The sequence below is a fragment of the Nonomuraea sp. JJY05 genome (assembly GCF_043496855.1).
GTDB lineage: Bacteria > Actinomycetota > Actinomycetes > Streptosporangiales > Streptosporangiaceae > Nonomuraea.
The window spans coordinates 1-26,634 of the sequence record NZ_JBIEIS010000043.1; the positions used below are offsets into that span (position 1 = coordinate 1).

Below are 26,634 nucleotides of genomic sequence, written 5' to 3' on the forward strand. Positions count from 1 at the left end.
TCTCCTGAGCGGCAGGTGATGAACATACCGGAACATACCGCGGGTTGACACGCTGCCGCCGTGTCGTTGACTCTTCGCTGTGCCGTACTCATCCTGGTCGCTTCCCTCCGGGTGCCAGGTGCGAGAGCTGCTTCAGCTGCCACGTCGGACGCAGATCTCGGCTCGCTGGGGTCAGGCATGGCCAGAGTCGGCACCTCGACAACGACCCGCCATTTCCCACCCCAGGGACGAGCCACGGGAGCCATTTTCGGGAGCCACCGCCTTGCGACTCCCTCAGGCTTCCCGAGGCGTTGCGGTCATGGTCGTGACGCTCCTGGTCGTGACGATCAGGTTCACTGCCCGGGTTGCGGGCGTGGAGGAATCGATCAGCTGCGCGATGGACTGTTGCGTGTTCTGACCTATGGTCGGCCCAAAGCCCGTCCGTCAATGCTTGAGCTATGATGCCCACAGATCTCGCTGTTGGGCGGCCTGGGCAGTCGGCCATCGGGGATTCTTGGGACTACCCGGCCGGAATTGACCGATAAGCCTCCGCCGCAGATCAGGGGATTGTGAGCCAAGGCGTCGCGGACGGGTTGATCTCGACGGCGTCCTGAGTGACGGTGCGGCCTCGGGCCAGCAGCCACACGCGCGCCTTGTGCACGTCGTCGTCGCCGAGGGCGGAGAAGGTGTAGCGAAGGGCGTCGAGGTCGGTCATGTGTGAGTTTCAGCGCTAATTGGGTCTGGTGCATTTGCTGGGGAGCGGTTACGGAGTGCGACTTCCAGGCGCGAGTGAGGCCGGGGCTGCATGGAGGGTGGTAGCGATCGCGTAACGCGTGAGAACGGCCGTTCTGTCACGATCTGGATCGCCAAGATCTGTTCATGAAGAACGGCCGTAGGGGTGCCATTGTGCTGCACGAGCTCATCGGCAGGGAAGTCGGTCTGCTGTACATGCTGTTCCCGCACTTGAGGGGCCTGGTCCTTGACCAGGTGGAGGATCTGGGTGACCGCCTGAGGATCGCGGCCCGTACGGGCGCGCAGTTGGTGGCCTGCCGCGGCTGTGGGACACCGTCGGCTCGGGTGCATGACCGGTATCGGCGTCGTCTGCAGGACTTGGCCTGCGGCGGGAGACCGGTTCAGGTCGAGTTGGAGGTCCGCCGGTTCATCTGCGGCAACCCGGCGTGCTTGGTGGCGACGTTCGCCGAACAGGTCCCCGGGCTGACCGCCAAACAGCAGCGCCGCACGGCAGGGCTGCGGGGTCTGCTGGAGCGGGTCGCACTGTCCCTGGCCGGCCGCGCGGGATCCCGGCCGGCCGGTGCGCTGGGCGCGATCGTCTCCCGGTTCACGCTGATCCGGCTGGTCAGGGCGTTGCCCGATCCCGAGATCGGGCAGGTCGCCGTGCTCGGGGTCGATGACTGGGCCGAACGGCGCGGGCATTCGTATGCGAGTGTCCTGGTGGACATGGCCGGCCACCGCATCATCGACGTGCTGCCCGAGCGGGAGGCCGCCACCCTGGCCGAGTGGCTGCGCGCGCATCCCGGCGTCGAGGTGATCTGCCGGGACCGGGCCGGCGCCTACGCCCTGGGCGGCCGACAGGGCGCGCCCGATGCCCAGCAGGTGGCGGATCGCTGGCACATGTGGGATGACCTGCGCGAATACGCAGACAAGACCGTCGCTGCTCACCACCGGTGCGTCAAAGAGCACTACGTTGCCCTTGCCCAGGTCACTGAGAAGCAGGCCCCCGACCCCGGCCAGGTCGCCGAACAGACGACCATCGACCATGCCGAGAACAGAGCGCGCGTGGTGAAGGCGAGGGAGCGCTACCGGCAAGTCCAGGCGCTGAAGGCCGACGGCAAGAGCCACGCCGCGATCCAGCGGGAGCTGCGCCTGGCGCCCATGACTGTCCGCAAGTACTCCCGCGCAGAAAGCGTCGATGAGGTGGTGGCGGGCACGCTGACCGGATGGCCGAGCATGCTGGATGATGACAAGCCCCACCTGCATGAACGCTGGAATTCCGGGTGCACCAATATCCAGCAGCTGCACCGGGAGATCACCGCGCTCGGCTTCCGCGGCAGCTACGCCACCGTCTACGCCCACCTCGCGCCCTTCAAGGGCTCAGCCGCGCCGCCCGCGGTCCCCGCGCCACCCAAGGTCGGCCACATCACCAGCTGGATCCGCCGCCGCCCCGACAACCTCGACCCGGATGAGCAGCTGAAACTCAAGGAGGTCCTGGCAGCTTGCCCGCATCTCGACGCCTTACACGGCCACATCAAGACCTTCGCGGAGATGATGACGGAACGCCTAGGCCACCGCCTCGACGCCTGGATCGACGCCGTCCGGGCTGATGACCTGCCCCACCTGCGCTCCTTCGCCAACGGCCTCGAACGCGACCACGCCGCCGTCCTGAACGGACTCACGCTTCCTTACAGCTCAGGCGCTGTTGAGGGCAAAGTATGCAAGATCAAATTCTTGAAACGGCTCATGTTCGGCCGCGCCAACTACGACCTCCTCAGAAAGATGGCACTGCTGAACCGAGCCAAGATCACCGACCGTGACCACTCCCCATCAAATGCACCAGACCCCGCTGAGTGGCCGCGAGACTTCAGAGATATCTGGCCGCTCCACCAATGCAGGGGCTTCCACTCACGACTTGCTGTGGACATACCACTGCTATACCGCCGGTGTTTAGCATTCTTCGCGGTGTTCTGATCACGGGCGGAGCACCGCGAAGTTCTCGTTAACTGACAAGGATTGAATTTCATGCGGAAACTCTCCCCCTCGAAGATGCTCGCCACCGTTGTCGGGGTCTCTGCGGCCTTCGCCGTACTGACGCCGGCCACGACCGCCACGGCCTCCACCACCACCGCCTCCTCGAGCGTCTCTTCGGCCGGCTGCAAGGACAAGTGGAGCAAACTGAACACGAAGGACGGCTTCGTCAGCTACGTCCTGCAGCTCTGCAGCAACGGCTACGGCGAGGCGCGGGGCAGCGTGACGGACACCAAGAACGACGCCTGGACGACCGTGGTCGAGGTCTCCTTCAAGAAGAGCAACGGCGACGAAATTTACGGCGGGTACAAGGAAGCCGGCCGGAACAAGGGCCACAAGAGCTTCAAATGGTCCACGTCCCGCACCAACCTCGACCGGATTACGATCAGGGCCAAGCGCTGCCTCCCGGGCACGATCGTGTGCAACAACACCAAGACCTACACGCTCTACCCCTGATCCGAGGCGTGGCAGTCGGGTAGCCAATGGTTGTCAGTTTCGGCGAGAGATGGCCGAGAGCTTTCGAGGTTATCGGGCCGCGCGTACCTTCCTGCAGCTGAGTAACCGCCGCGACTGCCGCAGTAAATGCGGCATTTACTGCGGTGCTGGGGGTTGCTCTTCCTCTCCCTCTTTCTCTGGTGAGTCCTTGGGGTGAGGCGGGGACGGGGCGCCTGATCGGGGTGGCCGGTGGCGATCGCCGGCTTCGGGGTTCAGCAAGGGATCTTGCAGTCTTGGAGCCGGCGATGCCATTGCCGCCTACAGTGTGGAGTTCCGGCTATGCGTTGAGTGATGGCAGTGGTGGAACTGCTGCCAGGGAGGCGATGGTGACGTCGCTGCTGACAAAGCTTGACCAGGCCGAGGGGTCCGCACGGCAGCCGCGGTGGGCAGCCCGGTGCGCCCATCCCGGCTACATCGCCACCAACTGCAGACAAGCGCGCCGGTCGGCATCGTGAAACTCCCGGACACGGACGGCGGGCAGTTCTTCGGGCCCGGACGGCATGGGCGAACTGCCGACGCGCCGAAACGGGTGCGACTGGCTCCCGCCGCCGACGATGTCGAGACCGGACATCGGCTGTGGGAGCTGTCGGAACGGCTGACCACCGTGCGGTTCGCGCTTCCGGCCGCCCTGATTCTTACGCCACCGGAATGGTGGCCACCTTCGAGCGGGCCATCGCCGACCGCGCCGGCGCCGCGGATGTAAAGCCGTTCAAGGGCTCGCCCTGCCGGCCGGTGAGTGCCTCGAGGCCGAGCGGGTCGGCGCCCTCTGGATGCCTGCGACGCGCACCTGAACGCGCCCGGACCGGACCCGGCTCGCCGGGCCGAGCTGCCCCGGGTCGCCCTGCGCGACGGCGCTGTGATCGAAGCTCTGTACTTCACCGGCGTGCGCCCGGGCCGGATTGGCCCCGGCTAGCCCAGCCGACCACGACCCGGCCCGGCGTTCGCTGCGCGTGCGCGGCAAGCGCGACAAGGAACGGCTGGTCGGCCTAACGCGCAGCGCGGCCGGACGCCTGAACGACTGGCTGGCCGAACGCGGCCGCGAGCCCGGTGGCCTGTTCGCCCCGTTCACCCCGCGCCCCAACCGCATCCGCCGGGACGTCCGCGGCCACATCGACCCCCACGATGCCGTCCCTGCCTGCGGGTTGTTTCATGGGCGACCCATGAAACACCATCTGCGGCCGGACGGTGTCACGGCAGCTCACGGACGAGGAGATCGCGGAGCCCCGCGGCACGGCGTTCCTGCCCGTATCCCGGTGGCCGGACGAACTCACTGCCCGCCCACACCGACACCCTGGAGTCGCTGCCCTTCGGCCGGGAGGGCACTCATGCGCCATGGACTCTGGTCTCACCCGCCCAGGGCCCGTCACGCGAAGATTTAAAAGAGTTATTCCGCTACTGGACAAATCCCGCACGCTATGGCCATGCACCGATGAGCATGGAGACATCTATCTCATTGTGCGGAGCGCCGTTTTATGGCCTGCCCATCGCTATCCCCGCTGACCTGGGACGCGACGTCTCGGAGGCAGTTTTTCGGCTTTTCGAGCGCTTGTGACAAGCCATTAGGGTGCACATTCATGGAATCGACTTTTCGATCGGCCGAAGAACTCGCGGCCGCCATGCGTGCCGGTGAAGTGACCTCGGCGGAACTGACCGACGAGGACGACAAGGTGATCAACGCGATCTGTGTGCGCGTGTCCGTTGCGGGCGATCACTCCCAGCGGCCCGTAGCTGCCAGGGGTTCGGGTCGGTGCGCCGGAACCGCTGGCCGCCCAGGTCGGCGAAGCGGGCGCGAACCAGTGGCCGAGCGTGGAGAAGATCCCGCACACCAGTGACCGCGTTCGAAAGCGTGAGACCAGTAATCAACTGCTTGAGGAGAGTTCGCGTGAAAGCGTTGCTCACCCTGACCTGCGCAGGTCAGTTCATGGTGCTGCTCGACAACACGATCGTGGGCGCCGCCCTGCCCGACATGCAGCAGCGGCTGCACACCGGGCTGACCGGCCTGCAGTGGATCGTCGACGCCTACGTGCTGCTGGTGGCCATGCTGCTGCTGTCGGGCGGCGTCTTCGCCGACCGGTTCGGCCGCAGGCGGGTGTTCCTGGCCGGGGTGGTGGTGTTCACGGCCGCGTCGGTGGTGTGTTCGCTCGCGCCCTCGATCGGCTGGCTGATCGCCGGGCGGGTGCTGCAGGGCGTGGGGGCGGCGGCGCTGAGCCCTGCCTCGCTGGCGTTGCTCGCCGCCGCGTATCCCGCCCCGAGGGAGCGCGTCAGAGCGATCGGGTTGTGGGCCGGGTTCAGCGGCATCGGCCTGGCCGCCGGACCGCTGGCGGGCGGGATCCTGGTGGAGGCCTTCGGGTGGCCCGCCATCTTCCTGGTCAACGTGCCCATCGGGGCGGTCCTGCTGCTGGCCGGGCTGCGCGTGCTGGGAGAGTCCCGCAACCCGAGCGCGCCGCCGATCGACGTCCCCGGCACGGTCCTGTCCGTCGCGGGCGTGGGCGCTGTGACCTACGGCCTGATCGAGGGCGGTTCCCGAGGCTGGGCCTCGCCGGTGATCCTGGGCAGCTTCGCCGCCGGGCTGGTGCTCCTGGCCGCGTTCGTCGTGGTCGAGGGTCGGGTGTCGACGCCGATGCTGCCGCTGCGGCTTTTTCGTCAGCGGCTGTTCACGGTGTCCAACACGGCGATGGTCGTGGTCGGGTTCGCGCTGATGGGGTCGTCGTTCTTCTTCTCCCAGTTCTTCGTCTACGTCCAGGGCAGTTCGATCCTGGTCGCCGGGCTGCGGACGCTGCCCACCTCGCTGGCCATGGTGATCGTCAGCCCGTTCGCGGGCCGGTTCGCGGCCAGGTACGGCTTCCGCGTCGTCGTCGGCATCGGCCTGGCGCTGGCCGGGCTGGGGCTGCTGGCGCTGGGCTTCGTCCACGCCGATACCGGCTACGGGAACGTGTGGTGGCGGCTGGCGGTCGTCGGCATCGGGTTCGCTCTGACCATGTCGCCGCTGACCGGGGCCGCCATCCAGGCGGTCAGCCCGCAGGAGGGCGGCCTCGCCTCGGGCGTCAGCAGCACCACCCGGCAGATCGGCGCGGTGCTCGGCGTGGCGGTGCTCGGGGCGATCGTCCACACACGGGAGTCCGGCGGCGCCTCCTTCGAATCCGGCCTCAACAGCGCCTTCCTCGCGGCGGGCGCCGTGACGCTGGCCTGCGCCGTATTCACCGGCCTGTGGCTGACCGCGGCCCGGACGCCGCGGGCTGTCCCGGGCGGCGTCCCCATGCCGAGATCAGCGGCGCGAGGGTGAGGTCGAGCTCGCCGGCATCGATGGCGGCCAGGTGCGCGTCGATCTCGGCGTCGTCGGCCAACCCAGCGGCGAGCAACTCGGCGCGGACCATGCGCACCGTCGCGGTCTCCAGCCGGTCGCAGGCTACCCCGCCGACCGGGAAGCAGCCGGCCGCCGTGACATCGACCAGGCCGGCCGCACGCAACGCCCGCGGCAGCGTACGGCCGTAGCGCAGGTCGGCGCCGCGGCGGGTCATCAACTCCCGGACGGCGCGCCGCAGCCGGTTGGCGCGCTGCTGTGCCGGGCCGACCTCATCGAGGCAGGCCAGCGGCTGCAGCTCGGTATCGGCGTCCTCGACCAACAGCCAGCCACCGGGGCGCAGCGCCGCCACCATCGTCGCCAAAGCCCGGGCACGGTCGGGCACGTGGACGAGCACGAGCCGGGCGTGTACCAGGTCGAACGCGCCTGGCTGCGGCGGCGGGTCACCGACGATGTCGTGCCGGAGCACCTCGTACCCGCCGTGCGGGTCCAACCAGGCCGGATTGATGTCCGTGGCCAGCACGTAACCGGTTGGTCCGACGGCCGTGGCGAGTGCCTCGGGAATGCTGGGGCCTCCGGCACCGACTTCCCAGCAGCGCCAGCCCGCCTTCACTCCGAGCCGGTCGAAGTGCCCCCATGTGGCACCGTCGAACAGCTCGGCCAGCCAGGTGAACCGCTCGCCCGCCTCCACCCGGGCGTTGTCGAGCAAGTAGCGGTGACCCGGGGCAGACCCAGGGGTGTGCGGCGATGGGGGGCCGGAGCCCGCGCCAGCAGTATTCACCGCCCCGCCTGAGGTTGTGTCCGGCTCGGACCCGGGGTCGGCGAGGGGCTGCGATGAACTCATGCCTACATCCTCACGACCTTCCGCGTGCTGTGTCAGCGCGACATGGAATGAAACCAGACGGCCTCCGGGACTGGTAAGGATCGGACTGGATTGTGGCACCGCGCCACTACAGAACGAATGCGGTCGAAGTGCGCCCCAAAAACGCGCCGCGTGTGCCCCCCGACCCCGGTCACCTTCGACGTACGCGCGGATCGCCTGCGGCGGCGTGCGGGAGCAGCTTGTGCGCAGTGCTCGGCGGGTCGGGAGCGTGGCCGGCACGGCAGGCCCGGAACACTCGACGAACGTGACCGTCTCATCGAGCGGCGCGCGGCCCGTACGGACGTGGTCCACCGTGACGTCCTCGAACCCGATGGACATGCCGCAGAAGAGGACGAGCTCGTCCGGAGGGTGCAGGACCTCCGCGACGGTCCTGCGGTACACCGACCACGCCATCTGCGGGCAACTGTGCAGCCCTTCGGCGCGCAGTAGCAGCATGACGGTCTGCAGATACATGCCGACGTCGGCCCATTGGGGCGGCCCCCTTGTCGCGGTCGATGTAGCAGAACAGGGCGACGGGCGCGCCGAAGCACTCCCAGTTCTCGGCCGCGGCCCTCTGCCGCGCCTCCCAGTCCTCACGCGCGATTCCGAGCGCGCCGTAGCGCTCCCGGCCGAAGTCGGATCGGCGCTCGCGGTACGGGGATTTCAGCGCGGGGGGGTACATCTCGTACTCCCGCTCATCCCAGGGATTCCCCGCGGCCAGGCGCTCGGCGGCGCGCTTCTTGATCTCGGCAAGCGGGTCGCCGGTTACCACGTAGACGTGCCAGGGCTGGAGGTTCGATCCGGACGGCGACCAGGCCGCGGCGGACAGCACGCGCTTCAGCACCTCCATCGGGACGGGCCGGTCGGCGAATCCGCGCACCGCCCGTCGGCTCGTGACGGCCTCATGGACATCCATGATCGTTACCCCCTGCCTGCTCTATGCTCCTACATTCATTACGGTATCAATCGAGATAGTATCATTCAATACAGTTGGCCGTGGAGATGGAGGCGCGCTCTGCTCGACGGGTGACCAGGACCCGGGCCGCTCACGTGTTCGGTGAGATGGGGACGTTGGCGGCGTCCCGCCCGTGGGAAGGGTCGGCAGGACGGGGCTCGCGCCCGTACCTTTGGCAAGATGTCTGCCCATGACAGTCGAGGAGGACCTGTTCGCCGGCCTGGACGAGATCCGCTGGGGGCGCATGCGCCACGCCTATGGGTCCGCCGCCGAGGTGCCGGGCCTGCTGCGTGACCTGATCGACCCCGATCCCGCCGTCCGCGAGAGCGCGCTCGACGGCATGTACGGCGCGGTGCACCACCAGGGCGACGTCTATCCGTGCACGATCGCGGCGATCCCGTTTCTGTTGCGTATCGCCGAACGCCCGGACCTCCCCGGCCGTCCCGGTGTCATGGAACTGCTGGCCAGCATGGGTTCAGCCGAGGATCCCACCGAGCTGTCCGGGCCGTACCGGAAGGCCAACGAGGCGGTCGCGGCGGCGTACCCGCTGTGGGAGCGGCTGCTGGCGGACGCGGACCCGCGGGTGCGCGAGGCGGCGCTCGAGGTGCTGCCCGCCTGCGCACGCCGGCGGCGGGAGGCGCTGGCGCGCCTGGCCGGACGCCTGGTGGACGAGTCCGACGAGCATGTGCGGCGCGCGATCGTGCGTACGGCCGGCACGCTGGCGCGGTGCGAGGAAGGCGTCGACCCCGCGCTGCGCGATTGGCTGGCGGGGATCGTCGCGGCGGAGCCTGACCTGCAGCTCCGGCTGGTGGCCCTGGCCGAGTTCGCCTCGCTGCCCGGCGCGCCGGACGAGCCGCCGGTGGCCGAGGTCGACGAGGCGCTGGAGCTGCTCGCGGCCGTCTACGGATCAGGTACGGGGGTCACCGCGCCCGCCGGGTTCGAGACCGGCACCCTCATCGGTGCCGTACGCCGGTTACGCGAACAGGACGACGAAGGCCGGCGGGCCCCCGGAGCAGCCGCACTCGTGCGCGGCCTGAGCGCGTCCTTCGGCGACCGCGTGGACGACCGGATGCGTCTGCTGGCGGGCCTGCTGCGATCCCAGGACTGGGAGCGTCACCTGGACGCCCTGACAGCAGCGGGCAATCTCGTCGACGACTGGCGCGGCGACTACCGTGAGCTGATCGGTCTGGTCGGCGAGCGGATCGGCGATGGGCATCCGCGCACGCGACCGCGGGCGGTCGGCGTACTGGAGCATCTGGGCGAGCTGGCCGCGCCCGCCGCGGACGCCTTGGCGGCGGCGCTGGAGTCGACGACCCGGCGGACCTCGCACACCGAGGCGGACGCCCACCTGCCGTGGGTGATCGAGCGGTCGCACGGGCTGCCGACCGTCTCGCCGGCGCTGCGGGCTCTCAGCGGGGCGGGTGACCCGCGTGCACTGCCGATGCTGGCCTGGGCGCTCGATCGCGAGCCGATGCCGAACGACGCCGGCTCGTGTGTGATCGGGTTCGGGCCACGCGCGGTGCCACTGCTGCCGCTGCTGCTGCGCCGCCTGCGCGACCTGCCCGCCGACGACCCGCACGACCACCGTCGCGACAGCATCGTCCGCGCGCTCGCCGCGATCGGCCCGGCCGCCGCCGAAGCCCTGCCCGACCTGCTCGGCGGCCCCGTCACCCCGGCCGTGCTGGTGGCGCTCGCGGCGATCGATCCCGATGCCGGGGAATGCCTGCCGGTCCTCCGCCAGGCCGTTGCCACAGCGGACCACCGGCTCGCGGTGCCGGCGGCCCGGGCCTTGTGGCAGGTGACCGGCTCCGCTGACGCGGCCCTTGCGGTCGCCAACCGGTGTCTCGACGACGACAGCACGTACGCCTGGCGCGAGGCGGCCGGGCTCCTGGCCGAACTGGGTCAGGCCACGCAGCCCCAGAGCACGCGGCTGCGCCGGTTGGCCCGCCGCAAGGACCCGCACGGCTGGCTCGTGCTCTCGGCCGCCCACGCGCTGTGGCGGATCACCGGCGACCCGGCCCCCGCGCTGCCGGTGCTCGAACGGGTGTGGGCGACGAACGTCCACATCCGGCGCAGGGTCGCCGCGCTCTGGGCCGAGTTGGGCCCGGTCGCGGCGGGCTCGGTCCCGCTGCTGACCGCCGAACTGGGACGCGCACGCCGGCACAACGCGCGCGAGGACGGCTACAGCACCGCGCAGGTCACCGAGGACGAGACGTTGCTCGACCGCTGCCGCGCGGCGCTGACCGCCGTCGGCGGGCAGGCGCGATGAGCGACCAGGGCCCCGGTCAGCTCGGGACGACGTGCGGCGCGCCGGCGAGATCAGCCGCGAGGCCACCCGCAGCGCGAACAGTTCGAGCGCATAGTCGATCGCCTCAGCCTCCCACGACCGGGTCACCGCCTACCTCGTCGCGGTCTTCCGCGGCTCGTGCAGACGCGCCAGCAGCGCGCCTTGCTGCCAGTCCCGGACTGGGCGAGTGTCTTCATCCGCCGGAGCGGCACCATGTCGACCCGCGCCAGCGGAACCCCGCCCCGGCGAACGGCCGGGCCTTTGATCAGCTCGCCGCCGGCCGGGGTGGCCTCGCTCCGGCGCCGGCAGCGTGATGGTGCCGCGTCACGCGCGCGGTCACCCCGGCGTACGACGGCCGCTCTCCCCCCGGAGCTGTTAAGAAGTCGCCGGCACCTGTGTGCTCCGGATGAGCTGGGCGATCTGCGGGGCGTGGGTGAAGATCAGCCGGTGATCGGCGTCGAGCCAGGATGCGACGACGTGCGGCCGCTCTCGGACGAGCCGCTCGATACCGGCACGCCAGAGCCGGTTGTGCCGTGGCGCACGCCCCTCACCGCTGTCTCCGGCGATCGAGCTCGACATGATCATGCTGATGGGACGGTCGATCTCCCGGTAGCGGTCGAGGATTGCGGACCGGACCACGTCGATCTCGAGGTTCAGGTCGTGGATCTCCTGTGCGGTGAGCAACACCTGACGCGCGGTCCCCCGCTCGGCCTCCTGCCGCGCGGCCAGGTCCCGCGCCATCGCGCGGAAATCCGGCAGGTCGGCATCGGTGATGAAAGGTTCGGGCAAGGGGTTCGCCCCGTCGATGAGCACCAGCCCGGCGACGTCGTCAGGACGCTGTGAGGCATAGTGCACGGCCAGGTCCGCGCCCAGCGAGTAGCCCACGAGCACGGGCGGTGAGGGCAGGCCGAGGCGTCCCAGCTCCGTCAGTACGGCGACGAGGTCGCTGCGGAACGCCTCGAAGGAGTAGCGGTCGGCGGCCGAGGCGAGGCCGTGACCCCTGAGGTCGAAGGTCACCACGTCGTGGTCGCGCCGCAGCAGCCCGGTCAGCTCGTACAGGTCGGCCTGCGTCGAGTTCAGCCCGGGGCACAGGACCAGCGGTCGTCCCCGGCCGCCGCGAGACACCGGGATCGTGACGCCGTCGTGGTGGACCGTGAAGTGCCGCATGGTCGTGTCGCCTCGCTCCCCGTCGCCGCCGGTCGGCATGTCGGTGGTCGTCCGCTGGCCGGCTGTCTGGTCCGCCTTGTTGTCGCCGTACGGCTTGGGCGGTCCGGCGACGGCCTCGGTCGCGTTGGTTCTCGTGGTCATGCCGACCATGGTGAGAGGTTGACCCAGCGTCAGAGTCAACCTGCTATATTGAATAAACGTTTATTCAACGAGGTGCGAGGCGATGGCCAGGACACGAAGCGAGCAGGCGGTGTGGCGCCGGGAGCAGCTGCTGGACGCGGCCCTGAAGGTGTTCGCCGACAAGGGCGTGGACGGCGCGACGGTCAAGGACGTGGCGCAGGCGGCCGGAGTGACGCCCGGCCTGCTGTACCGCTACTTCGACAGCAAAGAGGCGATGGTGGAGACGCTCCTGTCGGAGCGGGGCTTCCTGCCCCGGCTACGGGAGTTGCGCGCGGAGCGTCACGACGCGCGCGCGGCCACCGAGGTGCTGACCGAGTTGCTGGAGGCGTTCGACGGGTTGCTGGCCGAGCACGCCGAGCTGATGGCGGTGTTCTTCAGCGCCGCCCAGGGCCGCGCACCGCTGGCGACGCTGGTGGGTGAAGGGCAGCGACTGATCGGCGACTTCCTGGCCGAGCGGGTCGCCGCCGGCGAGCTTCGCGCCCACGACACCGCCACGGCGGCCAGGACCCTGTTCGCCACGGTGGCCGTCAACCGGCGGATGGGCACCCCCATCGACATCGCGGCCCTGGTCGGGCTGCTGTTTCCGGAAGAAGGATGAGATGCGCGCACAGTGCTGTGTCGTCGGCGGAGGCCCGGCGGGGATGATGGCCGGGCTGCTCCTGGCCCGCCAGGGCGTGGAGGTGATCGTGCTGGAGAAACACGCGGACTTCCTGCGGGACTTCCGCGGCGACACCGTCCATCCCTCCACGCTGGAACTGATCGCCGAGCTGGGGTGGATCGAGGAGTTCCTCGGCCTTCCGCACACCAAGATGCCCGAGGTCACGGTCAACATGGGCGGCAGGGACGTCACCTTCGCCGACTTCAGCCGCTTGAAGGTGCGCTGCCCCTACATCGCGTTCATGCCGCAGTGGGACGTGCTGGACTTCCTCGCCGGCAAGGCCGCAGCTTACCCCTCCTTCCGCCTCCTGCGCCGTGCCGAGGCCACGGACCTCCTCTCCGAGCGTGGGCGGGTGACCGGCGTCCTGGCCGACACCGGGGACGGTCCCGTGGAGGTGCGGGCCGATCTGGTGATCGGCGCGGACGGCCGGCACTCCACCGTACGGGCGCGGGCGGGCCTGGCACCCGTGAGCGACTCGCCGCCCATGGACGTGCTGTGGTTCCGCCTGCCCCGCCGGGCACAGGATCGGGTGCCCTTCTTCCAGGGCGGCAAGGGAGCGCTGATCTCCATCGACCGTGGCGACTACTGGCAGATCGCCTATGCGATTCCGGCCGCCGCCTTCGCCGAGCTCAAGACCGCCGGGCTGCCGGCGTTCCGGGAACGGGTGGCGGATCTGGCACCCGCCCTGCGTGACCGCGTGCGGGAGCTCGACGGCTGGGAGGCCGTGCACCAGCTGACCGTGCGGGTGGACCGGCTGCCCCTGTGGCATCGGCCGGGACTGCTGTGCATCGGTGACGCCGCCCACGCCATGTCTCCCGCGGGCGGCGTGGGCATCAACCTGGCGGTGCAGGACGCGGTGGCCACCGCCAACCTGCTGGGTCCGCTTCTCACCCGGGGCGGCATCCCCGAGGAAGCCGATCTGGCCCGGGTGCAGGCCCGCAGGGAGCGCGCCGCGAGGGTGACCCAGGCCTTCCAGCTGGGAATCCTGCGGGATCTCTATCCCAAGGACCTGGGCGACGACACGACCCGGCACGTGCCTCCGATCTTCACGGCGTTCCGGGCGCTGCCGCCGCTGCGCCACGTCATGGGCCGTTTCATCGGCATGGGCGTCCGCCCGGAGCACATCGCCGCATAGTGGCGCCGGGTCCCTTGTGCGGACGCCGTCGATGGCGAGGCCCATCAGGCGTCCAGTAAGATCATCTCATCCTTACCCAAGCCTGGTCAGCCGTCCACCGATACCGCTCCGGCCCCGCGGCGGTTCCCCGCCCACCCCTGGCCGTGGTGCTCGGAGTGGCGGGGCTTCCCTCACCTGACAGGTGGGGGATCTGCCGTTCTCCGTGTGGGTCCTCGTGCCGCTGAACGTGTTCGGGCCGACCTGGTGGGCGCGCGGTGCCCATGAGTTCGCGGACGGCCGCCGGCCGCAAGCGATGGCGGGACCGTCGCGGATGCTCGCCGGCGTCGTGACCCTCGCGCTGCTGGCCGGGCTGCTCGGGGGCGAGGAGGGCCCCGGCTCCCCTCACCGACCGCCTTACGACGTCAGCTGCCCCGCATGGACCGAGCGGCACCGCGAGTTCGACGACACGCGGATGGCGGATCGGGAGCGGGCCTTCCTGTGCCTGGTACGGGACGCGGGCGGACCGATGTTCCCCGACGACGAGTCCGACCAGGCTCTCCTGGCGTACGGCAGGGCATTGTGCGCCCAGCCGAACTGGAAGAGAACCGACGAATGGCTGCGCAGCCAGGACCGGACGATCAACATGCACGGGCTGGACAGCGCGCTGGTGTTCCTGTGCCCCGACGTCATCGGCGGCTCGGACCTGATGCCCTCGGACGAGCAGATGGTCAAGGAAGAGGCCGATTACATCGCCGCGAGCAACGCCGCCTGCCATGACCCATGGCCCAAGGCGCGCGCCCGCAAGCAGGGGACGGCCGCGTACTTCACCTCCGAAGGCGGCGGCTACCACCTCGCCGACGACGCGGATCCGGACAACCAGGACGGAGTCGAGCGGGACTACGACGGGCTGCTCACGGCCGGGGAGACCGGCGTGGGCATCGAGACGACCCGGGAGACGACTGTCTGCGTGACCGTCAAGGCGTTCGGCAAGGCTCCGCCGCTACGGCTCAAAGGCTGGGAGGAAGTGGCCGAGGTGGGGGTCACCAGCCGAAGCGGCCGTCTGACGGTGCCGACCATGCAACCGGGCGGCGTGGAGGGAGCCGGGCGGGCCCTGCCCAACCTGGCGATCAAGGGGCCGGGGCACTACCGGGTGCGGGTCTACGCGCGGGCCGACGAGGACGCCGTCAGCATGCTGCCCGCCGAGTGGCATCTGATCGTGGTCTATCCCGGACGGTCCAAGAAGGAGGTCGTCCATCGTTCCCGCGATTGACCGCGACGGTATGCGCGCGCGTGGGAAGCAGCCCGCGGCGATCGCAGCGCACCGGTCGTCGGCGTCAGGATTCGTTGGCTCGGCGTCCTGGCGCCGTCCTTCGGCCCGGTGACGGCGACCATGGTCTTCGCCGGGGACTAGCGATGGGTCGTGGCGATGAGGCGTCGCAGTGCGGCGTGGGCGGGTGGGCCCCACGTGGCCTTGCCGCCTCGGCGGCCGCGGACGCCGGCTTCCCCGATGAGGAGGCCGCTGAGGGCGCGCAGCACCGCCCATCCGCGGGCGCGGCGCAGGGTCGCGGCGTCCGGGACCGGCTGGTAGGCCGCGTAGCAGCGGTCGGCGGCGCCGTCCGGCAGCAGGGTCCAGGCGGCGGCGAGGTCGCAGGCCGGATCGCCGGCGAACAGGTCACCGAAGTCGATCACGCCGCAGATGGTGCCGTCCGCGGTGAGGACGTTGGCCGGATGCAGGTCGCCGTGCAGCCACAGCGCCGGGCCTGCCCAGTCGGGCGCGGCGGCGGCGTCTTCCCAGACGGCGCGGACGGCGTCCGGGGCGGGGATGAGCCCCATGTCGGTGGCCGAGGCGAGCTGCTGGGCGAAACTCTCGGCGTAGCCGGCCAGCGGCCCTCCGCGGCCCCGGCCGGCGGGTGCCTGGTCGGGTGCGGGTCGGTGCAGAGCGGTCAGGAAGGCGGCCAGGGCGTCGGCCGCCTCCGCACCGCGCGTGACGGGGACGCGGTCGGCAGGCTCGCCCGGCACCCACGTGGTGACAATCCAGGGGCGCGGGCGCGGAGGGCTCGCCTGGCGGCGCTTCCCGAGGAGGCGGGGTGGCAGGCCGTGGCGCTGCGCCAGAGCCGGTACGCGAGGCGTTCCCCTCTACCGCTGCCTGGCCTGAGCCTCCGGGACGGGTACGTTGATCAGCAGGGCCGCCAGCGCGGCGGCCAGGAGCAGGACCCCCGCCCCCCACGCCGTCGCGCTCGTGTACCCGTGGACCAGCGCCCGCGCCTGCGGAACGCCCGCGCGCAGAGAGGCGGCGGTGGCCGCGGTGGCGACCGTGTTCAGCAGCGCGGCGCCGAGCGAGCCGCCCACCTGCTGGGCGGTGTTGACCATGGCCGAGGACACGCCGGCCTCCCGGCGGTCGATTCCTTGGGTCACGACGCTGAATCCGGGGGTGATGACGCAGCCGATCCCCCCGCCCAGCAGCACCTCGGCCGGCACGATCACGGTGAGGTAGCCGCTGTCCGGAGTGAGCCTGGTGAGCAGCAGCAGGCCGGTGGCCGTGACGAGCAGCCCGGGCACGATGAGCAACCGCGCGGGCACCCGCGGCAGCAACGGGCTGGCGATGCCGAACGCGCTGACCGCCACGGCCAGCGTCATGGGCAGGAAGGCCAGCCCCGCCTGGAACGGCGAGTAGCCCAGCACCGCCTGAAAGTGGTACGTGAGCAGCAGCGACATGCCGAACAGCCCGACGATCGCCAGCCCCGAGGCCACGCAGGCGCCGCCCCTGTTGCGCTCCCACAACAGGCGCAGGGGCAGCAGCGGCTGAGCGGCACGCGACTCCCACAGCACGAACGACGCCAGCAACAGCACGGCCGCCCCGAGCGGGACGATCACCTGCGCCGCGCCCCATCCGGCCCCCACCGCCTGCGTGCACGCGTACACCACGGCGCCGAGCCCGCTCGTCACCAGCAGCACGCCGAGCACGTCGAGCCGCTGCCCGCCCTGGGACTCGCCACCGGCCAGCGCCCATAGCCCGGCCAGACCGGCCACCAGTCCGATGATGACGTTCACGTACAGGCACCAGCGCCACGACGCGAACTCCGTCAGCAGACCGCCCGCCAGCAGCCCCGCCGCTCCCCCGCCGGCGGCGATCGCGCCGTAGACCGCGAACGCCCTGGCCCGCTCCTTCGGCGCGGTGAACGTCACGACCAGCAGTGACAGCGCGGTCGGGGTCAGGACCGCGGCGAAGGCGCCCTGCAACGCCCGGCCCGCGACCAGCATGGGGAAGTTCACCGCCGCGCCCGCGACGGCCGAGGCGGCCATGAACCCGGCCAGGCCGGCCAGGAAGACCCGCTTGCGGCCGAGGTAGTCGGCGATCCGCCCGCCCAGCAGCAACAGGCCCGCGAAGGCCAGCGTGTACGCGGTCACCACCCACTGCCGGTCGGCGTCGGACGGATGCAGGGCCTGCTGCGCCGAGGGCAACGCGATGTTCATGATCGTCGCGTCCAGGGCCACCATCAGCTGAGCCACGGAGACGACGGACAGGGCGATCCACCGCCGGGATCCGGTCATCGCTATGCGTCGTCGGCCATCGGGCTGAACTGGATGCCCGCCAACCGCCACGAGCCCTCCTGCTTCACCCATACCTGGGACACCCGGACCCGCAGCGCCACCGGCCGGCCGTGAGAGGTCGCCTTGTTGCTCTGCACGTTGCGGACGATCGCGGCGTCGCCATACATCCGGACGTCGATCCGGCTGGTGTCCAGGGCGTGGTACGCGAACTGGGCGTGACGGCCGATCCACTGCTCCTTGTCGAGCACGTAGCCCTTGGGCCCGATCGACAGGAAGTCGTCGGCCAGTAACCCGCGCAAACGGTCGGCGTCCGCGGCCAATTCGGCCTCGTCGAACTGCCGCTGCAGCCTCAAGACCGTCTCTTTCTCGGTGTTCCCCATGAAGCCGAGCATAGGTATGGCGGCGAAAATGGAGATTCGTACGCGAGAAATGTCCGGTGAATGTCCGGCCCATGTCCTGTCCTCCATTGACCGCCATCATCCAGACTCGCTTCCAGCCGAATTCGACGAAAGGATGCGAGGGGCACGTGCGGATGCGGATCAGCAAACTCGTCGTCGCCGCCACTTCTGTGATCATCGGAGGAGCCGCCCTGTTCGCGGCCCCGGCGGCGGCCGGAGCCACCGCCCTGGCTCCGTGCCGCCTGGTCGCCGACACGCACGGGGGGTCGTTACGGCTCTGGTACTGCGACGGCACCGGTGGAACAAGGAACGGTTATCACGGGCAGGCGGTGGGTGCCTTCGAGGGCGACCAGCTGTTCCTCAGAAGCGCCGCCGGTACGAAGACCGCCGCGGTGACCATTCCCTCGAACGGCAATTACAACACCGCGACCGTCGGTAGCGCGGGAGGGCCGTGGAAAGCCTGCTACGACCCATGGCCGACGGCGCCGGGCGTAGGGGACGAATTCTGCACCGCGGCAGGCTGGTGACCGACAGCTTCGTCTTCCGCGATCTCGACGCCGAGGCTCATCGGGGCCGTGCCTGCCCTGGCTGAGGGCGGAGCACGATCTTGCCGTGGGTGTGCCGCTGTTCCAGGTCGCGGAACGCGTCCCGTACCTGCTCCAGTGGGTAGGTGCGGGCGATCGGCACCTCGAGCTCCCCGCGCGCGGCGAGCCGTGCCAGCTCGCCGAGCACGACCGCGCACGCCGCGGCGCCTTCTCCGTCCGTCCGCGCGCCGACCTTGGCCGCGGCCTGCCAGTCGCGGATCGTGACGATCCGCTCGGGCCGCACCCCCAACCGCACTGCCAGCTCCACGTAGCCGTCGCCGAACGTGTCGATGAACGCGTCGGCGTTCCCGCCGCAGGCGTGCCGGATCCGCTCGGCCACGCCCTCTCCGTACTCGACCGGAATGACACCGCGAACCTTCAACCAAGCGTGGTTCGGCTCGCTCGCCAGCCCGATCACCGTGGCGCCGCGACGCCGCGCGAGCTGCACGGCAAGGGAGCCGACGCCGCCCGCCGCACCGGACACGACGACCGTGTCGCCCGGACCGGGGTCGACCGCGAACACGGTGGCGTACGCCGTCGTGCCGGCCACGTACAACGACCCCGCCACGTCCCAGGACAGCCCCTTCGGACGCGGGGTCAGCTGCACATCGTCCACCACGACGTACTCCGCGTGGCTCGCCCTTCTGTGGGTGAAGCCGAGGACCTCGTCGCCCACCGCGACGCCGCGCACGTGCGGGCCGAGCTCCACCACGAGGCCGGCCAGGTCACTGCCCTGCCCGGAGGGGAACGTCGACGGCCAGCGCTCGTGCCGCGCGCCCTGCCGGATCATCGCCTCGCCGGGCTGGATCCCGGCCGCGCGGACCTCGACCAGCACCTGCCCGGGACCGGGCACCGGACGCTCCACCTCCTCCACCCGCAGGACGTCGATCCCGCCGTACTCATGGAACCGCACCGCCTTCATCGCATGATCACCGCTCTTCCTCGTTCGGATGGGCCTCGGACGGCCACACCACGACCGTGCCATCACTTGCGACGGCTCAGGAACGGAGCGCTCTTCCTGGGATCGACGGTCCGGGGATGCGTTTGACAAATGGTGGTATCACTACCGATATGGGGATGAATCGCGACGACCTCGCCGATTTTCTGCGGCGGTCCCGAGAACGGCTGACCCCGCGTGACGTCGGGCTGGTCGAGGGGCCGAGGCGGCGCACGCCGGGACTGCGCCGCGAGGAGGTCGCGGCGCTCGCCGGGATGTCAGCCGACTACTACATGCGGCTGGAGCAGGCCAGGAGCCCGCAGCCCTCGGTTCAGCTGCTGGGCGCGTTGACGCGCGCGCTGCGGCTGACCATCGACGAGCGGGACCACCTGTACCTGCTCGCCGGGCATCGCCCGCCTGAGGGGGCGCGGGCCGGGGAGTACCTGCGGCCGAGCATGCTGTACCTCCTCGACCGGCTGGACAGCGTTCCGGTCCAGGTCCTGAGCGATCTGGGCGACCTGCTGGCGCAGAACGACATGGCGAAGGCGTTGTTCGGGTGTGTGTGCACGGTGGCCCGGGAGGACCGCAACATCGTGCTGCGCTGGTTCACCGAGCCGGACGTGCGCAGCCACTTCGCACCCGAGGAGCACGAGGAGCACGCCCGGCAGCTGGTCGCCGACCTGCGCGCCGCGGTGGCCCGCCGCGGGGACGACGCGGCGGCCCGCGTGCTGGTCACGCGGCTGCGCGCGGCCAGCGCCGAGTTCGCGGCGCTCTGGGACCGGCACGAGGTCGCGGTGCGCAGGTCCCACCCGTACCGGCTCGTGCATCCCGAACTCGGCAGGATCGAATTCGACTGCGAGGTGCTCGCGACGCCCGCGGCGGACCAGCGACTGCGGGTCTTCACTCCGCCACCCGGCGGCACCGAGGCGCTGGACCTGCTGCGCGTGCTCGGCCCGCAGCACCGGCACGACACCGCCCCGACCGGCGCGGCGACGAGAGGGGCCGGCGACCCGCCCACGTCGTGAGGCCGTCGGCAGGCCACCGACGCGACGATGCTCACTCCACCAGGCCGGCGCGGTAGGCGGCGATGGCCACCTGTACCCGGTTGGTGACGGCGAGCTTGTCGAACAGGTGGGAGATGTGGCTTTTGACGGTGGCCTCGCTCATGTGCAGGCTGGCCGCGATCTCGGTGTTGGAACGGCCGAGCCCCACCTCGGTGAGCACCTCGCGTTCGCGGCCGGTGAGGCTCTCCAGCCGGGCGAGCGCGTCGCGGCGACGCCGGATGGGCGCGTCGGTGGTGACCCGGTGGATCAGCCGCCGGGTCACCTGCGGGGACAGCATCGAGTCACCGCCGTGCGCGAGGCGTACGGCGCGGATCAGGTCGTGCGGCGAGGTGTCCTTGAGGAGGAAACCGCAGGCCCCGGCCTCCAGGGCAGTGAAGACGTGCTCGTCGCTGTCGAACGTGGTGAGGATCACGACCGCGGGCGCACGGGCGAGCCGGCGGATGGCCTCGGTGGCGGCGAGGCCGTCGGTCCGCGGCATCCTGATGTCCATGAGGATGACGTCCGGCCCCAGGCGGTGAACGGCCTCGACCGCCTCGTCGCCGTCCGCGGCCTCCCCCACGACCTCCACGTCGGGTGCGGATTCGAGGATGAACCGCAGTCCGGCGCGGATCAGCGACTCGTCATCCACCAGCAGCGTTCTGATCATGCGTGTCCCCCGGCAACCGACCCTCGAGACGCCAGCCTCCCGCATCGTCGGGCGCGCCGCGAACCGTTCCGCCGATCAGCCGGAAACGTTCCGCCAGGCCCACGAGACCGGCCCGGGTGCCGGAGGGGCGTGCGGCGGGCCGGAGCGATGGCCCGTTGGTGACCGTGATCGTGACGCCGTCCTGCGGGCTGCTGGTCACCGAGACGGTGACGGGTGCTCCGAAGGCGTGCTTGTGCGCGTTGGTCAGCCCTTCCTGTACGAGCCGGTACGCGGCCCGGGCCGTCGCCACCGGCAACATGTCGAGGTCGCCGTGCAGCGTGACGGTGTTGCCGGCCGACGTCCAGGACTCCACCAATCTCCGCAGGTCAGGAAATATGTCGTCATGTCCGGCCCGCAGTACGCCCACGATCTTCCGCAGCTCCTCGAGGGCCTCCTGCGCGGTGACCCGGATCAGCGCCGCCTCCCGCTCGATCCGCGCCGGTTCCGCGCCGGGGTTGACCTCCAATCCGCCGGCGTGCAGCGAGATGAGGGTGACCTTGTGCGCGAGCACGTCGTGCATCTCCCGCGCGATCCGGCCGCGTTCGGCGGCCCTGGCCTGTTCGTGACGCAGGTGCTGTTCGGCCTCGGCGCGCTCCGCGCGTTCGCGCAGTGAGCTGGTGAGCTCGCGGCGGGTGGCGGCGTACCCACCCGCCACCAGCACGACGGCGGTGGCGGCCAGCGCGGGGACCAGGGCGTCCATGCTGAACCTGCCGTCGTCGACCCACTGCTGCCCCAGGAATCCCGCCACGCCGATCGCGGCCAGCGCCGCGAACCGCGCGCCCAGCCGCGCTCCCGCACCGGAGAACAGGCCGATCAGCAGCGGCCCGGGGTTGCCCGACAGGACGTACGCGCCCGCCCCGACGGCGGCGACCGCCGTCGGCCACCGGTCGCGGAACCACACGGCACCCGTGGCGACCAGCCCGGCGCCGGCGATGACCACGCGCGGCAGCGGCGCCCACGGCGTCTTGACCGCCAAGAAGGTCAGGAACAGGCACAACGTCACGGAGGCCGCGCTGATCGCGCGCGGGTCCAGCGCGAGGACCCGCCGCAGCGCGTTCCGGTACGTCACCATCGGCCCAGCGTAGCCAGGACGGCGACGCGGCACCTCCGACGAGCGTCGGTGCCGGCCGCCCGAAAATCTCCGACTTTAGTGTGATGCGGCGATGGCCGTGATGGCGATGTGGCCGCGCCCCGGCAGGCGCCACCGTTGATGAAACCGACGACGTCAGGAGTCACGCCGTGTGGCCAGTCCCTCTCCCCCGCCTGCTGCTCATCGCCGCGCTGTCGCTGGCGGCCCTCTGGCCCCCCGCCACGGCGGCGGCCTCGGCGCGCATTCCGGACACCCGCGAGCTGGCGGACTTCTTCGACGCCGCGATGGCGAAAGGTCTGGAGGCCAACCACGTGCCGGGCGCGGTGGTCTCGGTGGTGGGCGCCGGAAAGATCCTTTTCAGCAAGGGGTACGGCCTGGCCGACCGCGAGAACGGCACGCCGTTCGACCCCGGCGCCTCGTTGGTGCGGATCGCCTCGATCACCAAGCTGTTCACCTGGACCGCGGTGATGCAACAGGTGCAGCAGGGCAGACTGGACCTGCACGCGGACGTGAACCGCTACCTCACCACATTCCGCATCCCCGCGACCTATCCCCAGCCGATCACGCTGGCGCACCTGATGAACCACACCGCCGGGTTCGAGGACACCGCCATCGGCGTGGGCTCGCGCAGCAAGGCCGACGTGCCGCCGCTGGGCACGTACCTCGCCGAGCACGTGCCGGCGCGGGTGCGCCCGCCCGGACAGGTGTCGGCCTACTCGAACTACGGCGCGGCGCTGGCCGGGCACATCGTGTCGCGGGTGAGCGGGCAGCCCTACGACCAGTACGTCAAGGACCACATCCTGGACCCGCTCGGCATGCGGCACACCACGGCCTCCGAGCCGGTCCCCGCCCCCTTGGCCGCCGGCCAGGCACGCAGCTACGACTACGAAGAGGGAACGTACCAGCGCAAACCCTTCGTCTTCGACAACCTCCCGCCCGACGGATCGATCAGCGCCACCGCGAACGACATGGCCCGCTTCATGATCGCCCATCTGGGCAGCGGGTCCCTCCTCGACGAGCCCACCGCCCGCCTCATGCACCGGCGGTCCTTCGCCGCCGACCCCCGCATCGACGGGTACGCCCACGGGTTCAAGGAGCAGACCCTCAACGGGCATCGCGTGATCATGCACGACGGCAGCTGGGAAGGCTTCCAGAGCGCCCTGCTGCTGGTGCCCGGCGCCGGCCTCGGCCTGTTCGTCTCCACCAACAGCATCGGCGGCATCGATGCCGTCACCGAGCTCCTGCCCGCCTTCTTCGACCGATTCCTCCCCGGCGAGCGCGCCGCGCCCTCCAGCCCTCCCGGCAAGACGGCCACGTCCGTGCCGGGCTTCTACAAGCCGGCCCGCACTGTCGAGTCGACCATCGAGAAGGTCCTCACCCTCACCGGCTCCTCCCGGCTGCGGATCGAGGGCGGGGGGAAACTCGCCTTCAAGGGCATGACGTGGAGCCCGCTGGCTCCGGGGCTCTATCAGCAGGACGGCGGCTCCCAGCGGCTGGCGTTCGTCACCGACGCCGCCGGCGTCACGTACGCGGCCACCGACGGGCCCGCCTACGAGCTCCTGCCCTGGTGGGACACCCCTCCGGCCAACCTCATCGTCGTCGTGGTGTTCGCCGTCACCGCCCTGACGGCCGTGCTCGGCCTGCCGCCGGCCGCCGCGCTGCGGCGACTGCGGAACCGTCCCGCCCGTACGCCTCGCGCCTGGCGCGCCGGCCGCCTCCTCGCCGGCCTGGCCGGCGCCGTCGGGCTGGCGTTCGTCGTCATGTTCACGCTGGTGCTGACCGGCGACACGAGCATCCTGTACGGCGTGCCGACGCCTGTGCGGCTTGTGCTGCTCCTTCCCCCGCTGTTCCTCGCCCTCACGGTCGCCGCGATCACCACCACCGTGATCGGCTGGAGAAACCGGCACATCGGCGTCCTGGCCCGCGTTCACCAGGTGACCCTGCTGGCCGGGATGCTGGCCCTCGTCTGGTTCTGCCTGCACTGGAACCTGCTCGGCTGGCAGTTCGGCTGATGCCGGGGGCCGGTGAGGCGGCTTTCGTGGTCACGTTTTGCCCGTCGGGGTCTAGCGGCGCACCTTGAACCTCAGGTGCAGCACCCCTTCGCCCTGGATGACCACGTGGGGATCCTCCAGCAGATGCTGCCCGTCGATGCCGCCGAAGTAGCGTTTGCCCGACCCGAACACCACCGGCACCACGTCCATCGCCACCTCGTCCACGAGGCCGGCCGCCAGGATCTGGCTGCCCACGTCGCCGGCGTTCACAGCGATGGTTCGCTCCCCGGAGAGTTCCCGGGCCTTGCCGATCGCCGCCGCCACGCCGTCGACGAAATGGTACGACGCCTCGGGGTGCCAGCCCTCAGGCTTGGGCCGGTGGGACACCACGACCACGTGCTCGCCCGTCGGCGGCTGACCCTCCCAGCCGTTGACCAGGTCGAACAGGTGGCGGCCCATCACGATCGTGCCGATCGTCTCCCACATCGACCGGACGTACTGCGCCGATGCGCGGGAGACCTTGATGCCGCTTCCGACCCCGGAATGGTCGTACTGCTGGTCGCCGCCCTCGGTGATCGGGACGTCGCCGTTGAAGTACCAATCGTGCAGCGGCCCGACCTCGTCGTTCTCGTCGGCGATGAAGCCGTCCACCGACACCACGTTGTGCATGATCACTGTGCCCACAGGTTCTCCTGGAGTCTCTCTGCGTATTCGCCCCCGATCTTGCCGCTCCCGGGGGCGAGCGGGCTTGTAAAAAAGCAATCGGCGGGCATCGGGCCGCTGTCCGGCGGGAACCCCTGCTCGGCAGGGAATCGGCGGCGCAGGGCCAGGTATTCCGTCGGGGTGTGGCCGGTGAAGTCCTTGAACTCCCTGCTGAAGTGGGCCTGGTCGAAGTAGCCCGCCGTCTGGGCGAGCTGCGACCAGTCGACCGGACGCAGGGCGTCCACGGACACGATCAGCCGCGCAAAACGGTAGATCCGCGCCACCCGCTTCGGGGTGACCCCGACATGGGACTTGAACTGCGCGGCCAGGTGATTGCCGCTCACCCCGGCGGCATCGGTCAGCGCACCGATCGGGACCGCGCCGTGGGAGACCTCCAAACGGCTGCCTGCGTGCTGAACCAGGTTGAGACCGCGCGACGGCGCCTCGGCAAGTCGCGATCGCAGCTCCTCCTCCACCGCCCTCAGCCGCTCGGTGGCCGACGCGATGTCTCCGACCTGGTTGCGAATCCGATCCAAAGACCGCCGCCAGACGGCGTCGACCGGCACCCACCGGTTCCGCAGCTCGGTCGCCGGCATGTCGGCGAACGGCGAGATCCCCCAAGGCTTGAAGTGCACCCCGACGAGCCGCACCGGCGTGGGGTGCTCGAAGAGGAAACGCCTGGTCCATACCCCCATGAACCACCCATCGGTGAACACCGCCGACGGCACCGAAGGGTCGGAATCCCACAGGCGGACGGGTCCGCCCAGGTTGACGAACAGGTGCGCCGACGGCATCGGCGGGACGTTCATCCGGCGATGGCGCGGCACCCCGGTCAGGCAGTAGATGTCGTCGATGAAGCGGTCGAGCGGCGGCGCGGGCACCCGGACGACGTATTCCATGCAGCCAGTGTGGCCGACGAAGCCCGATGCCGCTTGGCACGTACTCACTGTGATGCATGCCATGAACGGTTCAGCGTGCGTCCCCCGTGAGCGCCGGGACGGTCTCGCAAGATCGAACACTGTTGGCAAGGAGATTCATGATGGAAAGAAGCAACAGCGGCTTCTCTGAAGCGGGGCTGCGCAGGTTGCGTGAGGTGCTGGCGCGGCATGTCGAGTCCGGGAAGATCCCCGGCCTGGTCGCCCTGGTCGGCCGGGGCGAGGAGACGCACGTCGAGGCGATCGGGACGATGCGTCTCCGCTGATGTACCAACCCGGCGAGCGGTGGCTGTACAACGTCGGCGACGACGTACTCGGCGTGCTGGTGGCCAGGGTCACCGGCCAGTCGTTCGAGGAGTTCCTGCGCGAGCGCGTCTTCGATCCGCTGGGCATGAAGGACACCGCCTTCCACGTGCCCGCCGACAAGATCGACCGTCGACGACTATCACGCCTACTTCCGGATGCTGCTCAACGGCGGCATGCACGGGACCCAGCGGATCCTGTCCCGGCCCGCCGTCGAGCTGATGACCACCAACCGCCTCACGCCCGAGCAGACAGCCGCCCTCCAGGCCTGGGCCCGCAGCGTCGTCCATCCGTCGCACGGCCAGGGCCAGCACGGCGGCTGGGGCTTCGGGATGGCGGTGCGCACCTACCGCGGCGACTACGCCTCCATCGGCCAGTTCGGCTGGGACGGCGGAGCCGGCACCACTACCTACGCCGATCCAGACAACCAGCTCGTCGGCATTCTGCTCACCCAGACCGGGATGTCCACCCCGGATTCGGCGCGGGTCATCCACGACTTCTGGACCACCCTCTACCAGGCGATCGACGACTGACCCCGCCCACCTGGTCGAGGCAGGTCCGGCAGAAGACCTCGACCGGGCTCCGGCCTTCCTCGTCCCCGCGCTTGAGGATCTGCTGATGCGCCGCAGGCC

The 26,634-nt window shown here is 70.4% G+C and carries 22 protein-coding genes and 2 pseudogenes; 12 read left to right on the forward strand and 12 right to left on the reverse strand.

The features are described from left to right. Positions 1–538 precede the first annotated feature (538 nt). A complete protein-coding gene (locus ACFKCF_RS46775; RefSeq protein ID WP_394501844.1) occupies positions 539–694 on the reverse strand; it encodes a hypothetical protein in 156 nt (51 codons plus the stop codon). Positions 695–858: 164 nt separating this feature from the next. Here ACFKCF_RS46775 and ACFKCF_RS46780 point away from each other — a divergent pair, with 164 nt between their 5' ends. From ACFKCF_RS46780 to ACFKCF_RS46790, 3 genes are all read left to right on the forward strand, one after another. After that, on the forward strand, positions 859–2,685 hold the full coding sequence (locus ACFKCF_RS46780) for an ISL3 family transposase (RefSeq protein WP_394501845.1): 1,827 nt from the start codon (positions 859–861) through the stop codon (positions 2,683–2,685). A 51-nt stretch (positions 2,686–2,736) separates the two neighbouring features. Continuing rightward, complete coding sequence (locus ACFKCF_RS46785) at positions 2,737–3,198, forward strand: hypothetical protein (protein ID WP_394501846.1); 462 nt, start codon at positions 2,737–2,739, stop codon at positions 3,196–3,198. 1,921 nt (positions 3,199–5,119) lie between these two features. Continuing rightward, positions 5,120–6,520, forward strand: a complete 1,401-nt coding sequence (locus tag ACFKCF_RS46790) for a DHA2 family efflux MFS transporter permease subunit (protein ID WP_394501847.1) — start codon at positions 5,120–5,122, stop codon at positions 6,518–6,520. On the opposite strand, the gene ACFKCF_RS46795 is transcribed toward ACFKCF_RS46790, so the two are convergent. Both ACFKCF_RS46795 and ACFKCF_RS46800 read right to left on the reverse strand, forming a co-directional pair. Next, the gene (locus tag ACFKCF_RS46795; protein ID WP_394501968.1) at positions 6,435–7,247 is read right to left on the reverse strand and encodes a methyltransferase domain-containing protein; all 813 of its coding nucleotides are present in this window, start codon (positions 7,245–7,247) and stop codon (positions 6,435–6,437) included. The two genes, ACFKCF_RS46790 and ACFKCF_RS46795, sit on opposite strands and share 86 nt — an antisense overlap. 540 nt (positions 7,248–7,787) lie before the next feature. After that, positions 7,788–8,316, reverse strand: a pseudogene (locus ACFKCF_RS46800) (nitroreductase); the annotation flags it as partial. Positions 8,317–8,545: 229 nt separating this feature from the next. On the opposite strand from ACFKCF_RS46800, the gene ACFKCF_RS46805 reads away from it, so the two are divergent. Next, positions 8,546–10,624 carry a HEAT repeat domain-containing protein gene (locus ACFKCF_RS46805; RefSeq protein WP_394501848.1) on the forward strand — a complete coding sequence of 693 codons (2,079 nt, stop codon included), beginning with the start codon at positions 8,546–8,548 and terminating at the stop codon, positions 10,622–10,624. Between the two features lie 393 nt (positions 10,625–11,017). On the opposite strand, the gene ACFKCF_RS46810 is transcribed toward ACFKCF_RS46805, so the two are convergent. Further along, entirely contained in the window at positions 11,018–11,950 is a 933-nt protein-coding gene (locus ACFKCF_RS46810) for an alpha/beta fold hydrolase (RefSeq protein WP_394501849.1), read from the reverse strand. Positions 11,951–12,032: 82 nt separating this feature from the next. Here ACFKCF_RS46810 and ACFKCF_RS46815 point away from each other — a divergent pair, with 82 nt between their 5' ends. From ACFKCF_RS46815 to ACFKCF_RS46825, 3 genes are all read left to right on the forward strand, one after another. Then, complete coding sequence (locus ACFKCF_RS46815) at positions 12,033–12,587, forward strand: TetR/AcrR family transcriptional regulator (protein ID WP_394501850.1); 555 nt, start codon at positions 12,033–12,035, stop codon at positions 12,585–12,587. 1 nt (position 12,588) lies between these two features. Further along, a complete protein-coding gene (locus ACFKCF_RS46820; protein ID WP_394501851.1) occupies positions 12,589–13,782 on the forward strand; it encodes an FAD-dependent oxidoreductase in 1,194 nt (397 codons plus the stop codon). Between the two features lie 181 nt (positions 13,783–13,963). Further along, complete coding sequence (locus ACFKCF_RS46825) at positions 13,964–15,031, forward strand: hypothetical protein (protein ID WP_394501852.1); 1,068 nt, start codon at positions 13,964–13,966, stop codon at positions 15,029–15,031. Between the two features lie 137 nt (positions 15,032–15,168). Here ACFKCF_RS46825 and ACFKCF_RS46830 read toward each other — a convergent pair whose 3' ends face one another. From ACFKCF_RS46830 to ACFKCF_RS46840, 3 genes are read right to left on the reverse strand one after another with little or no spacing between them, the layout of a single operon-like run. Next, positions 15,169–15,873 (reverse strand): phosphotransferase, encoded by a 705-nt coding sequence (locus ACFKCF_RS46830; protein WP_394501970.1) that lies wholly within the window; start codon positions 15,871–15,873, stop codon positions 15,169–15,171. Between the two features lie 24 nt (positions 15,874–15,897). After that, positions 15,898–17,313: an MFS transporter gene (locus ACFKCF_RS46835; protein ID WP_394501853.1), complete on the reverse strand. Its 1,416-nt coding sequence runs from the start codon at positions 17,311–17,313 to the stop codon at positions 15,898–15,900. Positions 17,314–17,315: 2 nt separating this feature from the next. Then, on the reverse strand, positions 17,316–17,693 hold the full coding sequence (locus tag ACFKCF_RS46840; RefSeq protein ID WP_394501854.1) for a nuclear transport factor 2 family protein: 378 nt from the start codon (positions 17,691–17,693) through the stop codon (positions 17,316–17,318). A gap of 86 nt (positions 17,694–17,779) precedes the next feature. On the opposite strand from ACFKCF_RS46840, the gene ACFKCF_RS46845 reads away from it, so the two are divergent. Continuing rightward, the gene (locus ACFKCF_RS46845) at positions 17,780–18,238 is read left to right on the forward strand and encodes a hypothetical protein (protein WP_394501855.1); all 459 of its coding nucleotides are present in this window, start codon (positions 17,780–17,782) and stop codon (positions 18,236–18,238) included. A gap of 37 nt (positions 18,239–18,275) precedes the next feature. Here the strand turns inward: ACFKCF_RS46845 and ACFKCF_RS46850 are convergent, their stop codons facing one another. Next, entirely contained in the window at positions 18,276–19,217 is a 942-nt protein-coding gene (locus ACFKCF_RS46850; protein WP_394501856.1) for an NADP-dependent oxidoreductase, read from the reverse strand. Between the two features lie 155 nt (positions 19,218–19,372). On the opposite strand from ACFKCF_RS46850, the gene ACFKCF_RS46855 reads away from it, so the two are divergent. Further along, on the forward strand, positions 19,373–20,257 hold the full coding sequence (locus ACFKCF_RS46855) for a helix-turn-helix transcriptional regulator (protein ID WP_394501857.1): 885 nt from the start codon (positions 19,373–19,375) through the stop codon (positions 20,255–20,257). A gap of 31 nt (positions 20,258–20,288) precedes the next feature. On the opposite strand, the gene ACFKCF_RS46860 is transcribed toward ACFKCF_RS46855, so the two are convergent. Both ACFKCF_RS46860 and ACFKCF_RS46865 read right to left on the reverse strand, forming a co-directional pair. Then, complete coding sequence (locus tag ACFKCF_RS46860) at positions 20,289–20,942, reverse strand: response regulator (RefSeq protein ID WP_394501858.1); 654 nt, start codon at positions 20,940–20,942, stop codon at positions 20,289–20,291. After that, positions 20,917–22,053, reverse strand: coding sequence for a sensor histidine kinase (locus ACFKCF_RS46865; protein ID WP_394501859.1), 1,137 nt, complete (start codon positions 22,051–22,053; stop codon positions 20,917–20,919). The genes ACFKCF_RS46860 and ACFKCF_RS46865 overlap by 26 nt, the downstream gene beginning before the upstream one ends. 167 nt (positions 22,054–22,220) lie before the next feature. Between ACFKCF_RS46865 and ACFKCF_RS46870 the strand changes: the two genes are divergently transcribed. Next, positions 22,221–24,083, forward strand: a complete 1,863-nt coding sequence (locus ACFKCF_RS46870; protein WP_394501860.1) for a serine hydrolase domain-containing protein — start codon at positions 22,221–22,223, stop codon at positions 24,081–24,083. A gap of 51 nt (positions 24,084–24,134) precedes the next feature. Here ACFKCF_RS46870 and ACFKCF_RS46875 read toward each other — a convergent pair whose 3' ends face one another. Beyond that, complete coding sequence (locus tag ACFKCF_RS46875) at positions 24,135–24,746, reverse strand: dihydrofolate reductase family protein (protein WP_394501861.1); 612 nt, start codon at positions 24,744–24,746, stop codon at positions 24,135–24,137. Next, positions 24,734–25,663, reverse strand: a complete 930-nt coding sequence (locus tag ACFKCF_RS46880) for a helix-turn-helix domain-containing protein (RefSeq protein ID WP_394501862.1) — start codon at positions 25,661–25,663, stop codon at positions 24,734–24,736. The genes ACFKCF_RS46875 and ACFKCF_RS46880 overlap by 13 nt, the downstream gene beginning before the upstream one ends. 137 nt (positions 25,664–25,800) lie before the next feature. Between ACFKCF_RS46880 and ACFKCF_RS46885 the strand changes: the two genes are divergently transcribed. Further along, a complete protein-coding gene (locus tag ACFKCF_RS46885) occupies positions 25,801–25,965 on the forward strand; it encodes a hypothetical protein (RefSeq protein WP_394501863.1) in 165 nt (54 codons plus the stop codon). Next, positions 25,965–26,535: pseudogene (locus tag ACFKCF_RS46890) on the forward strand (serine hydrolase domain-containing protein). Before ACFKCF_RS46885 ends, ACFKCF_RS46890 begins: the two are co-directional and overlap by 1 nt. Positions 26,536–26,634: the final 99 nt, after the last annotated feature.

Excerpts from the sequence above, each read along its gene's own strand:
- ACFKCF_RS46860 (WP_394501858.1), bottom strand. The coding sequence starts at position 20,942 with ATGATCAGAACGCTGCTGGTGGATGACGAGTCGCTGATCCGCGCCGGA.
- ACFKCF_RS46820 (WP_394501851.1), top strand. The coding sequence starts at position 12,589 with ATGCGCGCACAGTGCTGTGTCGTCGGCGGAGGCCCGGCGGGGATGATG.
- ACFKCF_RS46840 (WP_394501854.1), bottom strand. The coding sequence starts at position 17,693 with ATGGGGAACACCGAGAAAGAGACGGTCTTGAGGCTGCAGCGGCAGTTC.
- ACFKCF_RS46785 (WP_394501846.1), top strand. The coding sequence starts at position 2,737 with ATGCGGAAACTCTCCCCCTCGAAGATGCTCGCCACCGTTGTCGGGGTC.
- ACFKCF_RS46780 (WP_394501845.1), top strand. The coding sequence starts at position 859 with ATGAAGAACGGCCGTAGGGGTGCCATTGTGCTGCACGAGCTCATCGGC.
- ACFKCF_RS46855 (WP_394501857.1), top strand. The coding sequence starts at position 19,373 with ATGAATCGCGACGACCTCGCCGATTTTCTGCGGCGGTCCCGAGAACGG.
- ACFKCF_RS46810 (WP_394501849.1), bottom strand. The coding sequence starts at position 11,950 with ATGACCACGAGAACCAACGCGACCGAGGCCGTCGCCGGACCGCCCAAG.
- ACFKCF_RS46815 (WP_394501850.1), top strand. The coding sequence starts at position 12,033 with ATGGCCAGGACACGAAGCGAGCAGGCGGTGTGGCGCCGGGAGCAGCTG.
- ACFKCF_RS46865 (WP_394501859.1), bottom strand. The coding sequence starts at position 22,053 with ATGGTGACGTACCGGAACGCGCTGCGGCGGGTCCTCGCGCTGGACCCG.
- ACFKCF_RS46805 (WP_394501848.1), top strand. The coding sequence starts at position 8,546 with ATGACAGTCGAGGAGGACCTGTTCGCCGGCCTGGACGAGATCCGCTGG.
- ACFKCF_RS46775 (WP_394501844.1), bottom strand. The coding sequence starts at position 694 with ATGACCGACCTCGACGCCCTTCGCTACACCTTCTCCGCCCTCGGCGAC.
- ACFKCF_RS46835 (WP_394501853.1), bottom strand. The coding sequence starts at position 17,313 with ATGACCGGATCCCGGCGGTGGATCGCCCTGTCCGTCGTCTCCGTGGCT.
- ACFKCF_RS46885 (WP_394501863.1), top strand. The coding sequence starts at position 25,801 with ATGATGGAAAGAAGCAACAGCGGCTTCTCTGAAGCGGGGCTGCGCAGG.
- ACFKCF_RS46850 (WP_394501856.1), bottom strand. The coding sequence starts at position 19,217 with ATGAAGGCGGTGCGGTTCCATGAGTACGGCGGGATCGACGTCCTGCGG.
- ACFKCF_RS46880 (WP_394501862.1), bottom strand. The coding sequence starts at position 25,663 with ATGGAATACGTCGTCCGGGTGCCCGCGCCGCCGCTCGACCGCTTCATC.